Origin of the sequence: Halorubrum sp. CBA1125 (genome assembly GCF_009742825.1) — an archaeon.
Taxonomy (GTDB): domain Archaea; phylum Halobacteriota; class Halobacteria; order Halobacteriales; family Haloferacaceae; genus Halorubrum.
Genome location: NZ_WPCE01000084.1, coordinates 1 through 12,068, shown reverse-complemented (window position 1 = coordinate 12,068; position 12,068 = coordinate 1). Strand labels below are relative to the sequence as shown.

Sequence of the window (12,068 nt, the reverse complement as noted above, 5' to 3'; positions counted from 1 at the left end):
CTGGACATCCTCCACGAGGAACGGTCGAAAAACCTCAAGCTCAGCTCCGTCGGCAACCCCAATATGCCGGTCCCGAACGCGGTCGCCGCGCTCCCCGGGATGGACCGGGTCACGACGAAGATGATGGAAAAGAAAATCGCCGACAACGACACGGCTACCATCGAGGAACTCATCGAAACCAGCCTTGATATGGGCGTGGAGTTCCAGGCCTGCCAGATGACGATCGACCTGATGGACTACGACGAGGACGACTTCTACGACGGCGTCACCACCGGCGTCGGCGCGGCTACCGCCCTCCAAGACATGGCCGACGCCGACATCCAGCTACTCGTCTAAACTCCGATTAACAAACTCGAGGATCCGATTTTCCAGATCGTTGATGCCATCGCGGAGGCGGAGGGCGTCGAGCCGATCACACTCGATCCGCCGCTAGCCGAGGTCGTCGATCCGGATGCAGTAGAAGCGTTGGTCGAGGATTCAACGTCGTCTGACCTCGAAGTTCGATTCGCGTATCGTGGTCACGACATAGTCGTCGACGATAGCAGTCGCGTACAGGTCGACTGAAGCAGACAGAATTTCTCTTCGATAGCGGTATCCCACCGACGGCCACTGCAGCAGCGGCGTACAATTTCAACGAGTAGACTCTGAGAGACTATCGTAGCGGGGGGCAGCGGAGAACTGTAGTCGCGTTAGGTCCACTCCGATTCGAGGGCGTCCAGCAGCCGCTCGACCTCATCGTGAGTGTTGACCGCGTGGACTGATGCGCGGACGGCGTCCGGGGTCGGCAAGGCGCGAACGACGATCCCCTCCGACGCGAGTCGGTCGACCGTCGCTTCGGGGTCGTCGACGTCGATGGTCACGAGTCCCGACTCGGGGTCTGCAGGACTGAGAAGCCGGTCGTCGGGGACCCCATCAGCCAGCTTACCGGTCAGTTCCTGGCTCCGGTCGGCGATACGTTCGACGCCGACCTCGTCGATCGCCTCGATGGCTTCCACCAGAGCGACATGTGGGGCCGGGTTTGCCGACCCGACCTCGAATCGGCGGGCGCCGGCCGCGAACTCGTAGGGATCCGCAGTCGGGGTTTCGACGCTCCGGTAGCCAACTGTGGTGGGCTGGAGGGAGTCAGCGGCCTGGCCGTCGACGTAGAGGAAGCCACCGCCCCACAGGCCCAGCAGCCACTTGTGGCCGGCCGCCGCGACGGCGTCCGCACCCCACCCGCCGACGTCCATCGGGAGCTGTCCCGGCACTTGCACGGCGTCGACGAGCGCGAACGCGCCTGCTTCGTGGGCGATGTCGACGAGGTCGGCGACGGGTAACCGGGTGCCGTGGGTCCACGTCACTGCACTGAAACACGCCAACTGCGCGTCGTCGACGGCCTCGGCGAAGGCGTCGAGATCGACGCGGCCGTCCTCGGTCTCGATGACGCGGACCTCGACGCCCTTCTGTTCCAAGCGTTGCCACGGGAGCGTCCCGGCCGGGTGCTCGAGGTCGGTTCGCACGACAGTGTCGCCGGGCTCCCAGTCGATCGCGTTCGCGACGGCGTTGATGCCCGCGGTCGTGCTCTCCGTGAGCGCGATCTCGTCGTCGTTCGCACCGACGAAGGTCGCGACGCGCTCCCGCACGCGGTCGTACGCGTCGAATGCCACCTCGTAGGGGTCGTTTCGCGTACTCGTCTCGTACTCGTGTGACTGCACGAATTTGTCTGCGGCCTCGACGACGTACCGTGGGCTCGGTCCGTGTGCGCCGAAATTCAGGTAGACGTCCTCGTGTAGGGCGGGCGTGTCGGCGCGAAGTTCTCTCGGGTTCATCTCGTTCTCGGTCAATTAGTCGCTGTACTGCGCGATCAGGTCGCGGAGTGTCTGTTCGGTCTGGCCGCCACGGAGCTGTTTCACCGGTTGCCCGTCGGCGAACAGGACGAACGTTGGCGTGCTCTGGGCACCGAACTCGATCGCGGTCTCGAGATTCGATTCGATGTCGGCCGTCAGGACCGTCGCATCGGTGTCTCCTGCGATCGTCTTGAGAACCGGCTTCATTCGTTTGCAGGTGCCACACCACTCCGTGTAGAATTCCACGAGCGTGACGTTACTATCTTCGACGACCGTTTCGATATCGTCATCACCCAGCGAGATCACGCCGTCCGTCTCCGCTGTCTGTGTTGCCATTACCAGACGTTACGCACTGGGTGGTTAATAGTCTTGGGATAACTTCACAATACAACATGGAACAGTCGATCCCTCGTCGACATCAAGCGGCGGATAAAACGAATCGGAGGTCGCCCGCTAAGGTGACTCCCCGGTGGTACGCTCACGACCGATCGCGCCGGCAAGCGCCAGCAGGTAGCCCAGCCCGTACTGGACATCCTGGTCACGTAATCCGCGAAGCAGGTCGACGGCCCCGACCTGTTTGGGTGGTTTCCGCTCCGCCTCACCGACACTCTCTAGCAGCATCTCGATGCCGTCACGGGTGTCATCGTCGGACGCCGTCTGTGCGACCTCGCCAAGCGCGGCGCCGGTCCCGGCCAGCGACGTGACCATCTCGTCGTCGAGCGCCGCGGTCGCCAGCGACCCGACTTCCGCGAGCTCGGCCAGCTCGTCGAGCTTCCCGCTCCGTTGGAGCGTGAGCACTGTGTCGAGTGCCTCCCGCAGTTCGTCGCCGTTCTCCCCGACCGTCTCGGCCAGCGCCACGGTCTCGTCGGTCGCCAGCCCGTCAGCGGACTCCGCCAGCGTCGACCCCGTGGCCGAGAGCTCCCGGACCATCTCGTCGTCGAGCGCGCTCTCGCCCAGCGAGAGCACGTCCAGTAGCTCGTTGACGGCATCGAGGTGCTCCACGAACTCGGCGACGGCCTCGGGATTCTGTTCGATCGCCGACTCAAGGTCGGTCGGCTCGGGATCCTGCTGTTCAGACATGATCAGAGCAGTCCTCGTGCAGTCAGCCAGTAGGACTCGTTGTACGCCAGCTTCGACCAGTGGAGTTTCTCCGACGGCGGCGCCGGCGACGGCGGGTTCTCGTAGTCGAACTCGACGAACGACGCTGCGTCCATCCCCGTCTCGATGAAACACAGCGTCTTCCCGTCGTAGGTCGCCGTCGCCGGGCGTTCGCGGATCTCGCTGGCGAGGCGCTGGCCGACCACGCCGGCCTGGTAGTGGGCCACGCTACCCGCGTTCGGGACGCCGGTGTCGGCGGTGTCGCCGAGCGCATAGACGTTCTCGGCGACCTCGGCTTCGAGCGTGCGCTTGTCGACCTCGACCCAGCCGTCGTCGCCGAGGCCAGCCTCTTCGATCAGGTCGATACCGGCGTGAGGCGGAATCGTCACGAGGAGGTCGTAGTCGAGGTCGGTTCCCTCCATCGACGTTATGGTCTCCGCCTTGGGGTCGACCGACTCGGCGTTGAAGAACGTCTCGACGTTGATGCCGCGGTCTTCCATAATCGGCTGAGCCCACTCGGCGATATGTGGGTTGCCGTGGACGCGCTGGATCGGGTACGTGTAGGTGATGTCGACGTCCTCGCGGAGGCCGCGCTCGCGGAACCAATCGTCGGCCATGAACACGAACTCAAGTGGCGCCGCCGGACACATGTGAGGGGCCCCGATGACGCTCAACACCAGTTTGCCCTCTGTGAACTCCAGTAATTCCTTGCGGAGGGCAGTCGCCCCCGACTCGCTGTAGTAGTCGTGACCGGCCTCCGCGAGGCCGGGAATTCGGTCGGGCTCCAGCGTCGATCCGGTCGCCAACACGAGGTAGTCGTAATCGACCGATGGGGAGCTACCACGGAACTGGAGCCGCTGGGACTCGGTGTCGATATCAGACATGCGGTCGATCTTCAGCTCAATGGCGTCATCGACGAGGTCGTCGAGCGAACGACGGCCGTCGTCCGGCTCACGCTGGCCGAACGGCACGTACAGCCAGACCGGCTTGTAGACGTGATCTGGGTCGTCGTTAACTAGCGTGACGCGGACGTCGCCGGCGTCGAGTTCCGGTTCGAGTCGATCGGCGAGGTCGTTCGCGAGGACCGTTCCACCGGTCCCGCCGCCGACGATGACAACGTGCTCGGTCATACTTTCTCCACGTAGAACGCATTGTAGTCATCGTGCTCATCGAGAGCTAACAGTTCGTTGCCAGCTTCCTCGACCCACTCCGGGACATCGGTAAGTGACTGGTTGTTGTCGCTCAGGAGTCGAATCACGTCCCCGGATTCTGCACTCCGAATCTTTCCGATGAGGTCCATCAATGGACCAGGACAGGCCGCGCCTCTGGCATCGACGGTCGCGTCAGGTTCGATGTCAGTCATAAATAGCTCACAGGTGGTGATTGGAGGTGACACGTATTAATATTGTGTAGAAGTTCCAAGATTCTGAAAATCTCTGGCGTGTTAGTCAGTAAGAGGCAGCGGGCGACTGATAAGAAAGTGGGAGAGCTTAACGCTCGAATATGAGTCCGTAGTGATACGGCGGCAGATCGACCTGCCGACCGAGTACGAACGGCGATGCCGAGCGCACGGTATCTTTGGTCTCTCCGGGTGCCATTCGAAGTTCAGTCGGGGGCCACGGGGTTGACCCTCCACAGTCGTCGTTTCGCGTGGCCGCTCGTGCCAATTGATGATCACCAGACTCCCGTGAGGTTCGATTGTGTCGAAGGCGTTCTGGACGAACTTCGCTTGTTCGTCGATACCGTGGAAGGTGTTTGCTACGACGAGTGTGTCTACACGTTCGGGGAGTACTTCGGGCAGGTTCCGAGCGTCATCATGAATTGGAACGACGTTCTCAATGTTCTGCTGTTCTGCGAGGCGATCGAGTTCAGTAAGTAGCACTTCGTCAAGATCCAGCGCGTACACCGGGTCAGGCTCGACGATGCGGGTAGCCGGCAGTACGAAATACCCGCTTCCACATCCCACTTCGGCGACCGATTTGCTCGTCCCGATGCCGAGTTTCCGGAGGGTCGCACCGGGCGTCGGCCAGAGCTTGCTCCACCAGTCCCAATCGGGTTGGCCGGTGTTCTGGAAACGCTCCATCGCTATCAGGGGCGGGACGTATCGATGCCCAACAGGCGGTACAGGGGACACACTCGAACGAGTCCAGTGCCGACGAGGATGAGGCCCACGATGGACAGTGCTGCACCGATCATCGCCCCGAGTCCAAGGAGACCGCTGAGTGTCGCCAAGCCGATGAGGCCGACCACTAACCCGACAACGATCCGAATCTTCCTGTCCGTCGAACTAATATTGTTCTTTATACCCATAAGTACACAATATAGATACCTAAGTCTTTCTCGACGAACAGCTGCCACCTGAGACGTTTGCAGGCATATCCGTCTGTCACCGGGCGCTACGGATCGACTTGGGATGACCACTCGGTAGGAAGCTGTGTGTAGACGACTGTGTTGTCGGCGAGCACGTCGACCGGGACATACTCGTCGGGCGCGTGGACGGTGTCGGTTCCGAGCGCGAATTCGACGGTTGGGATGCCCGCATTCCGGAGTTTCTTGGCGTCCCCGCCGCCCGTAGCACTCCGGCGGTAGACGCGCGTCTCTGTGATAGCTGCTGCCGTCGACGCTACAGCTTCGACAAGTGGACTGTCGGGTGGCTCAGCGGTCCCGACGCTCCAGGACACGTCTGCAATCGTGATCCCCTCACAGTCGGCAACGCAATCCCGAATCCCCGCGAGCACATCGGGCGTGTGGACACCAGCTGCCAGCCGTACGTCGATCTCGGCACGGGCGGACTGCGGGACGCTATTGATAGCGTCACCCCCTTCGAGGATGCCGAGATTGATCGAGGGGTACCAGAACAGCTCACGAGCGACATCCTCGCCCATCGACGGGGCGTAATACTCGACCGATTCCTCGATGATCGGAGCTACGTCAGCGGCGATTTCGAGTCGCTTAGCACCGAACCGTTCACGCATCGTCTCGACCGCGTCGTAGAGTCGGTCGATCGCATTCACGCCGAGTGGTGGCCGTGAGCCGTGGGCCCCCTCACCGCTCGCTTCGAGCGTCAACCAAATGCTCCCCCGATCGGCAATTGTCACCGAGTGGCGGTCCACCTCGCAAGTCGGTTCGCCGATCACGCACGCGTTTGCGTCAAGTTGGCCGTCCTCCAGCAGCGCCGGCAGCCCGGCGTCACCGCCCACTTCCTCGTCGCTGACGAAGGCGAACAGGAGATCAACGGGGGGATCGGCATCGGTGGCTGCATACGCCTGAATCGCGAACAGCATGGACGCTACGGCCCCCTTCATGTCGGTCGCGCCACGGCCGTAGACGCGGTCGTCGACGTGTTCCCCGAGTGGGTCGTGTGTCCATGCGTCGGCATCGAACGGCACCGTGTCGAGATGCCCGTTGTACAGTAGCGTTTGGTCGGCCTGGCCGGGAACCCGAACGATGAGATTCGGCTTCGCCGGATCTGCCACCACACGCTCGACATCCACTGGCAGCGGCTCGAGGAACCGCTCGATCTCAGCGACGATCTTGCGGGTGTCTCCGGGCGGATTTGCCGTGTCGATTGCGAGCAGGTCGAGGGCAAGCGTAATCAAATCCTCGCGGTGTGCCCGGACGTACTCGGACGGACTCACGTCGCTCATATCTCAAAGTTGGTGCGGTGGCGTCAAATCTATTTCGCGGATTCCACAATATTGATGGATTCTCTTCGGTGGCTCGAAGCGGTTTCACTCGAAAGCGATTCGGTGGCTAAGCCAGTCACAGAAGCCCGCAGGATCGGTGCCATCCATAGGTCGGAACAACGAACGTCCAAGGTACTGCGATCAATAGGTGGCTGACTAACGTCAGCACACCCGCGAGTGAGTCGTCCAAGTGGCGTTCATCCGCGTCAGCAATCCAATCAAAAACAAAGGTCTCACGCGTGCGCTTCGATTACTGAGCGAAGCTGTGCTTCGTCCTGCATGCCGACGAGTCGTTCCGCTGGCCGGCCGTCAGCGAACAGGACGAGCGTCGGAACACCCTGGACACCGTACTCGGCGGCGAGATACTGGTTTGTGTCGATATCGATTTTCGCCACGGTTGCACTAGTCTCGGCCGCGATCGTTTCAACGACTGGTTCGAGCATCTGGCACGGCCCACACCAATCGGCATAAAAATCGGCTAGACGAGGTCGTACTCAGCGACAGTGTCGGATAGCTCGGCGTCACCGTTGATATGAATGGGTTCAGACGGACTCTTTGAGACGGTCTCCTCAGCACCGCCCGTTTCAGCTCGATTTCGAAGCTCCGTCAATTTCTGTCGTCGGATTTCCTCGATATCGTCAGCCATCAGGGATCTGTTCGAATCGTATCGACTTATTTATTTTGTACATATATCACAATACTGCCATAGTGAAGTCCTGATTTAACGGGGTTCAGGAACAGGACTGCAGTGGCTGGTTCTCTCGGTCGTCCGAGTCCCAGCTATACCGATCTTCGAACTCCTAGATGAGTTGTCCAATGTCCGCGTACCAGTCGTTGAGCAATCGCTGCATATCGTGAGCAACTTCCTCGGTTGTTTGCGGACAATACACGTAATAGTAGCCGCCATTGTCGTAGTTTATTTGCTCCAGTACGACAACGCCAGCCTCGTAGAGCCGGGAAATCGAGCGATACGCTGTCGATCTCTCACAATCCAGTCGGTCTGCTACGTCGTCGACGGTGAGTCCCCCTTCTGCCTGTTGTAGCAGCTGAAAGACCATCTGATCCCGCTCGTTGAGTCCATGAACGCATCCCAAGAGGTCAAGACACCCCAAGTCGCGCTCAAGATCCTCACGCACTGAGGCGACCGTCATATCAGAATATAGGGTGACGGAGAAGATTAAATCTATTCTCGAATACCACAATACTACTTTTGCTGAGAATGTGGTAAGGCGGTTCAATTTCCTGTTGCAGAGCTTTTCCAGGAGTATATCCAAAGAGACTTTGTCCTATAGCCCCAAGATAATACACGAATGCCGCTCCCAATTGACCCGAGCCAGATCGACCCGGAAGACATCGGCGAAGAACAGGCGACCCTCGAGATGAGCCATCAAGACGCCATCGAACACGTCCGCGACGTGTTCACCGACGCCGGCTTCGGCGTCCCCGTGGAGTTCTCACCCTCAGAGATGCTCAACGAGAAGGTCGACGCTGGCCGCGACCCCTACTACGTGCTCGGTGCGTGTAACCCGGAAGTTGCTGACCGTGCGCTCGATGCAACGGACAATAAACTCGGTGCTCTCATGGCCTGCAACGTCGTCATCTGGGAAGAAGAACCCGACAAACAGGTCGTCTACCACGTCTCCATCATGCGCATCGCCCGCCTCGTCGGGATGGCGCCCGATAATGAAGAGATGGCAGATATCGTCGCTGACACTGGCGAACTCGTCGACGAGGCGTTCGCGAACCTCTAATATGGGGTATCATACGTTCGATGCCGATCGCGCCGACAAACTCGAAGAGGCACAGCAACGCTACCGCTTTCTCTCAGCGGAAGAGTTGCTCTGGGCACTATCACCGGATGGTGACGAGACAGTAGCTGATTTCGGTAGCGGGACCGGGTTTTACACCGACGATGTCGCGCCGGCTGTCGATCAGGTGTACGCCGTCGACATTCAGGACGCGATGCACGATTACTACCGAGAGAAAGGGGTCCCCGAGAACGTGGAACTCGTGACGAGCGGCGTCGATAATCTCCCGTTCGATACGAGCAGCCTCGACTCAACATTCTCGACGATGACGTACCACGAGTTCGCAGGTGAGGAAGCGCTGGATGAGATCACTCGCGTGCTAACGGACGCTGGTCGATTGGTTATCGTCGATTGGGCGGCAACGGGGAGTGGAGACCACGGGCCTCCGCTTGATGAACGATTCAGTGGTGCGGAAACGGCGAACGATCTCCGCGAAGCTGGATTTCACATCGAGCATACTGCCGTCCGTCCGGAGACGTTCCTCCTTATCGGCGAGCACAGATAGGGGACTACGCCCGTTTTCGAAGGAGTCCTCGCACGAATGGACGGATTGGTGTGACACCGAGATGCAGACGTTCAACCTCGACGATATCGAATGTCGAATCAACTGCGAATCGCGACGCGGTTTGCCGCGTCAGGTGACAGCCCCCAGCTAGCCGTTTCCAAAGTGGTGCAAGCACCCCCTGCACACGCCCACGCCAGCCATCATCGGCGACATGTTCGAAGAATCGGAACTCACCGCCTGGCTTGAGTACCCGTGACACCTCACTCAACGCTGTCTCGACGCCTGGGATCGTACAGAATACCATCGATGCAATAACGACGTCAAACGTGTCATCGCGATATGGAAGCGACTCGGCTGGTGAGTCGTCGATGGTGACATCCAAGGAGTGGGTTCGTGATTGCTCCTCGGCCTGTCGCCGCATATGTGGGTCAGGTTCGATAGCGTGAAACGTCGTCACGTCGCTCTCGACAGCCGCAAAGTATGGAAACATCGCGCCGGTACCAGCGCCGAGGTCAAGGACAGCACCCTCGAGATCGGCAACGAGATACTCACGGTGAGGGCGCAACAGAGTTCGTTCTATAAGAGCCGTCGCAGGATCGTAGACCATTGCAAAAAACGGATGCGACGGTTTCTGGTTACTCGCGTCGGTAGTCATGCTCTAATGAACGAGGCACAAACAGAAAACATCCGCCTCTGGAAGACTCGGTAATTACTCTCAGTTGTGTCGGTATAACGGTTAAATCCGGCATTTCAGTGATTAAAGGCCATCGCAAGTATCTCAAAGAATCGGGTGGCCGTCGCACACCTGGTCGGATCAACTCTTAACCAACATATTGACTCATTCACCCCATCTGTTGGTTAACGGGGCAGTCGCTTTCGCTATCCTCCGTCACGGGAGGTCGTCTGTCACGTCGACGAGCTCCTCCTCGGTCTGCCAGCGATACAGCCGCCCCTCCCGCTCGAACAGCTCGAAGACGCCGTCCTGCATCCAGCCGAAGGGGTGCTCCTCGTCCTCGTACACCCGCTTGAGGACGTGACTCTTCGCGAAGAACTCCGTCGTGCCGACGAGGAGGCCCTGCTCGACGAGGAAGTCACTCGGTTCCTTCTCGGCGACACCAACGAGGTAGGTGACGATGTCGGCAATCAGGCAGAACTTCTGGATGCTGTTGTCCCACTCCCCACGGATGTCGACCATCCGGAAGGCATAGGCATTCTGCCGGCGGTTGAGCCGGTCGACCACGAGGTTCAGCCGCCGAATCGGCTCCCGGTCGTAGTTGCCCAGCATGAAGTACGAGCGCTCATTTTCGTAGACGGGGGTCAGTTCGCTCAGGGCGTGGAGGATCTCCTCGTTGTCCGCCAACGAGATCTCTTCGTCGTCGAGTTGATCCTTCGCACTGGTGAGGACTTCCTCGGGGACGGGCGGCTCCTTCGGACATATATGAGCCCTCTCAGCGTCGTGTGATATGGTTTACGGAGTAAATCACCAGCTTAGTCAGGTGTGGTTTACTCCAGAGTGATTTACTCAAGGGTAAACTACTTGCCGCCAGGCCGTGTATTATGTCGTATGAGCACCGATCTGGGAACTGCTGAGGGGATGGAATCCCGCGAACTCGTCCACTTCGTCACCCAACAGACGCGGTTCGCGCTGATCAACAACATCCTCCAGCATCCCGACCAGCTGCCCTCGATGTACGAGCTCGAGGAGCTCAACCCCAGCGTGAGTGATGCCACCGTCTACAAGCATATCCAGAAACTCATCGACGCCGGCATCGTCACGGAGGTTGCCCTAGACGACGACCAGCGCCGGCAGGGCTACCCCTGGAAGTTCTACGGACTCACGGAGGAAGGTCGGGAGTTCCTGAAGGAGCACAACCTGCTCGCCGCTGAAGAGACGCTCCAGCAAATCTACGACACCATTTCCGACAAGCCCGAGAAGATGGTCAAGTACGAGAACGCCCCCCGTCCGGACGGCGTCTAACGGCACGTCTATTTCTGAATAGTTTGCTATTCGCACTCTTTAGCCCGTGACGAGATGATATCTGATTAACCAACAAATCTATGCCGATACGCGCTCTGTTGGTTAATACGAGGCGACCGCTGATGTCCTACGAGCCACCGACGCCGCCGGCGGAACTCCCGACAGATCTCGTCAACACACTCAACGGCTACTCGCCGGACCACCTCCAGCACGTCGCACGCTACGCCGAGGAGCTGGCAGAGCACAAAGCTCGCGAAGCGCGTCTCGAGGAGGAGTCAGAGGACGACGAGATCGACGAGCGGCCGGACGACCTTCCGGACGACGTCCCGTCGAAGGCCACGATCACGATCAAGGAGATCAACGACAACCGCTACTACTACTGGCAGTGGAGAGAGGGGGACAAAGTCACGTCCAAATATAAAGGTCCAGTCAATCCGGACGAATGAGTGGCCAATACGTCCGATTATAGAGTTCCCATACCCCGTGTGCTATTTGATTTTGGTGCACTTAGAAAAGTGATGACTACACACCCCTTGTCCAGAGTGAAAACAGTGGGACGAGAAAGAATTTGAGATTAGATTAAGCCGTTAATAGTCGATAGAACCGTTTTTACGCACGAACAGTCGAACAGGGTTCCACAGTTGAAGCATGGTTTTCTATTTGAGACAGACCACACCCCTGATCACGAGTGTATCCGCTGATAGATTCTCACCACACACCCCGTGTGCAAAGTGTAAATGTGTCGTATTCCGACGGTAGAGTCCTACTAAGCTGGTTTTGTATATTGGAGGAGACCTACAGCCCGTGGGAAGACACAGACGTACCGGACTCCGTGTAAGAGATGAATTGAGTAACAAGTCGAGCGGGAACACCCCGTGTGCGAAATGGAATTCGAACGGTGAAAATCAAGAGGGACGGAGACTGAACCTATTTTCGATGACAGGGAGGGGAACAGCTAGTATTGATCACAGATACGTAGATATACTTGAGGTCCGCCGATTCCGCCGTGTTAAGTTAAAGAACGAGGCGGGACGGAGGATTCAGTGCCTATGCCGAAAACCGCCCGCCTCACCGAGTCTACCGAAGTGGATCGACTGGATTTGTGGAGCGAGAGCGGACACCCCGCGAGATCATTGAAAAGGGTATTCGCCACCATCTTCGCTGGAT

The 12,068-nt window shown here is 59.1% G+C and carries 16 protein-coding genes and 2 pseudogenes; 6 read left to right on the top strand and 12 right to left on the bottom strand.

Annotated elements, in window-relative coordinates; all coding sequences use genetic code 11:
- A partial coding sequence (locus tag GJ633_RS09125; protein WP_197431304.1) for a DsrE/DsrF/DrsH-like family protein occupies positions 1–336 on the top strand: 336 nt, incomplete at its 5' end.
- A 6-nt stretch (positions 337–342) separates the two neighbouring features.
- Positions 343–564 carry a HalOD1 output domain-containing protein gene (locus GJ633_RS18500; RefSeq protein WP_394351142.1) on the top strand — a complete coding sequence of 74 codons (222 nt, stop codon included), beginning with the start codon at positions 343–345 and terminating at the stop codon, positions 562–564.
- 125 nt (positions 565–689) lie between these two features.
- On the opposite strand, the gene GJ633_RS09120 is transcribed toward GJ633_RS18500, so the two are convergent.
- From GJ633_RS09120 to GJ633_RS09075, 10 genes and pseudogenes are all read right to left on the bottom strand, one after another.
- Entirely contained in the window at positions 690–1,808 is a 1,119-nt protein-coding gene (locus GJ633_RS09120) for an aminotransferase class V-fold PLP-dependent enzyme (protein ID WP_156588567.1), read from the bottom strand.
- A 15-nt stretch (positions 1,809–1,823) separates the two neighbouring features.
- Positions 1,824–2,162 (bottom strand): co-chaperone YbbN, encoded by a 339-nt coding sequence (locus GJ633_RS09115; protein WP_156588566.1) that lies wholly within the window; start codon positions 2,160–2,162, stop codon positions 1,824–1,826.
- A gap of 117 nt (positions 2,163–2,279) precedes the next feature.
- Positions 2,280–2,906, bottom strand: coding sequence for a DUF1641 domain-containing protein (locus tag GJ633_RS09110; protein WP_156588565.1), 627 nt, complete (start codon positions 2,904–2,906; stop codon positions 2,280–2,282).
- Between the two features lie 2 nt (positions 2,907–2,908).
- Positions 2,909–4,054, bottom strand: a complete 1,146-nt coding sequence (locus GJ633_RS09105) for an NAD(P)/FAD-dependent oxidoreductase (RefSeq protein ID WP_156588564.1) — start codon at positions 4,052–4,054, stop codon at positions 2,909–2,911.
- Positions 4,051–4,287: a sulfurtransferase TusA family protein gene (locus tag GJ633_RS09100; RefSeq protein WP_156588563.1), complete on the bottom strand. Its 237-nt coding sequence runs from the start codon at positions 4,285–4,287 to the stop codon at positions 4,051–4,053. Before GJ633_RS09100 ends, GJ633_RS09105 begins: the two co-directional genes overlap by 4 nt.
- A gap of 127 nt (positions 4,288–4,414) precedes the next feature.
- Positions 4,415–5,007 (bottom strand): annotated as a pseudogene (locus GJ633_RS09095) (class I SAM-dependent methyltransferase).
- A 5-nt stretch (positions 5,008–5,012) separates the two neighbouring features.
- On the bottom strand, positions 5,013–5,234 hold the full coding sequence (locus GJ633_RS09090) for a DUF2892 domain-containing protein (RefSeq protein WP_156588562.1): 222 nt from the start codon (positions 5,232–5,234) through the stop codon (positions 5,013–5,015).
- An 86-nt stretch (positions 5,235–5,320) separates the two neighbouring features.
- The gene (locus GJ633_RS09085; RefSeq protein ID WP_156588561.1) at positions 5,321–6,571 is read right to left on the bottom strand and encodes a M20 family metallopeptidase; all 1,251 of its coding nucleotides are present in this window, start codon (positions 6,569–6,571) and stop codon (positions 5,321–5,323) included.
- A gap of 272 nt (positions 6,572–6,843) precedes the next feature.
- Positions 6,844–7,256 (bottom strand): annotated as a pseudogene (gene trxA, locus GJ633_RS09080) (thioredoxin).
- A gap of 154 nt (positions 7,257–7,410) precedes the next feature.
- Positions 7,411–7,761, bottom strand: coding sequence for a helix-turn-helix domain-containing protein (locus tag GJ633_RS09075; RefSeq protein WP_156588560.1), 351 nt, complete (start codon positions 7,759–7,761; stop codon positions 7,411–7,413).
- Positions 7,762–7,920: 159 nt separating this feature from the next.
- Here GJ633_RS09075 and GJ633_RS09070 point away from each other — a divergent pair, with 159 nt between their 5' ends.
- Together GJ633_RS09070 and GJ633_RS09065 are read left to right on the top strand one after the other, a co-directional pair.
- Positions 7,921–8,361 (top strand): DUF302 domain-containing protein, encoded by a 441-nt coding sequence (locus tag GJ633_RS09070; protein ID WP_156588559.1) that lies wholly within the window; start codon positions 7,921–7,923, stop codon positions 8,359–8,361.
- Between the two features lies 1 nt (position 8,362).
- Positions 8,363–8,923 carry a class I SAM-dependent methyltransferase gene (locus tag GJ633_RS09065; RefSeq protein ID WP_156588558.1) on the top strand — a complete coding sequence of 187 codons (561 nt, stop codon included), beginning with the start codon at positions 8,363–8,365 and terminating at the stop codon, positions 8,921–8,923.
- A 4-nt stretch (positions 8,924–8,927) separates the two neighbouring features.
- Here GJ633_RS09065 and GJ633_RS09060 read toward each other — a convergent pair whose 3' ends face one another.
- Positions 8,928–9,578 carry a class I SAM-dependent methyltransferase gene (locus GJ633_RS09060; protein WP_156588557.1) on the bottom strand — a complete coding sequence of 217 codons (651 nt, stop codon included), beginning with the start codon at positions 9,576–9,578 and terminating at the stop codon, positions 8,928–8,930.
- A gap of 234 nt (positions 9,579–9,812) precedes the next feature.
- Positions 9,813–10,361: a hypothetical protein gene (locus GJ633_RS09055; RefSeq protein ID WP_321168996.1), complete on the bottom strand. Its 549-nt coding sequence runs from the start codon at positions 10,359–10,361 to the stop codon at positions 9,813–9,815.
- Between the two features lie 126 nt (positions 10,362–10,487).
- Here GJ633_RS09055 and GJ633_RS09050 point away from each other — a divergent pair, with 126 nt between their 5' ends.
- Together GJ633_RS09050 and GJ633_RS09045 are read left to right on the top strand one after the other, a co-directional pair.
- Positions 10,488–10,901 (top strand): MarR family winged helix-turn-helix transcriptional regulator, encoded by a 414-nt coding sequence (locus GJ633_RS09050; RefSeq protein ID WP_156588556.1) that lies wholly within the window; start codon positions 10,488–10,490, stop codon positions 10,899–10,901.
- A 122-nt stretch (positions 10,902–11,023) separates the two neighbouring features.
- Positions 11,024–11,347 carry a hypothetical protein gene (locus tag GJ633_RS09045; protein WP_156588555.1) on the top strand — a complete coding sequence of 108 codons (324 nt, stop codon included), beginning with the start codon at positions 11,024–11,026 and terminating at the stop codon, positions 11,345–11,347.
- Positions 11,348–12,068 lie beyond the last annotated feature (721 nt).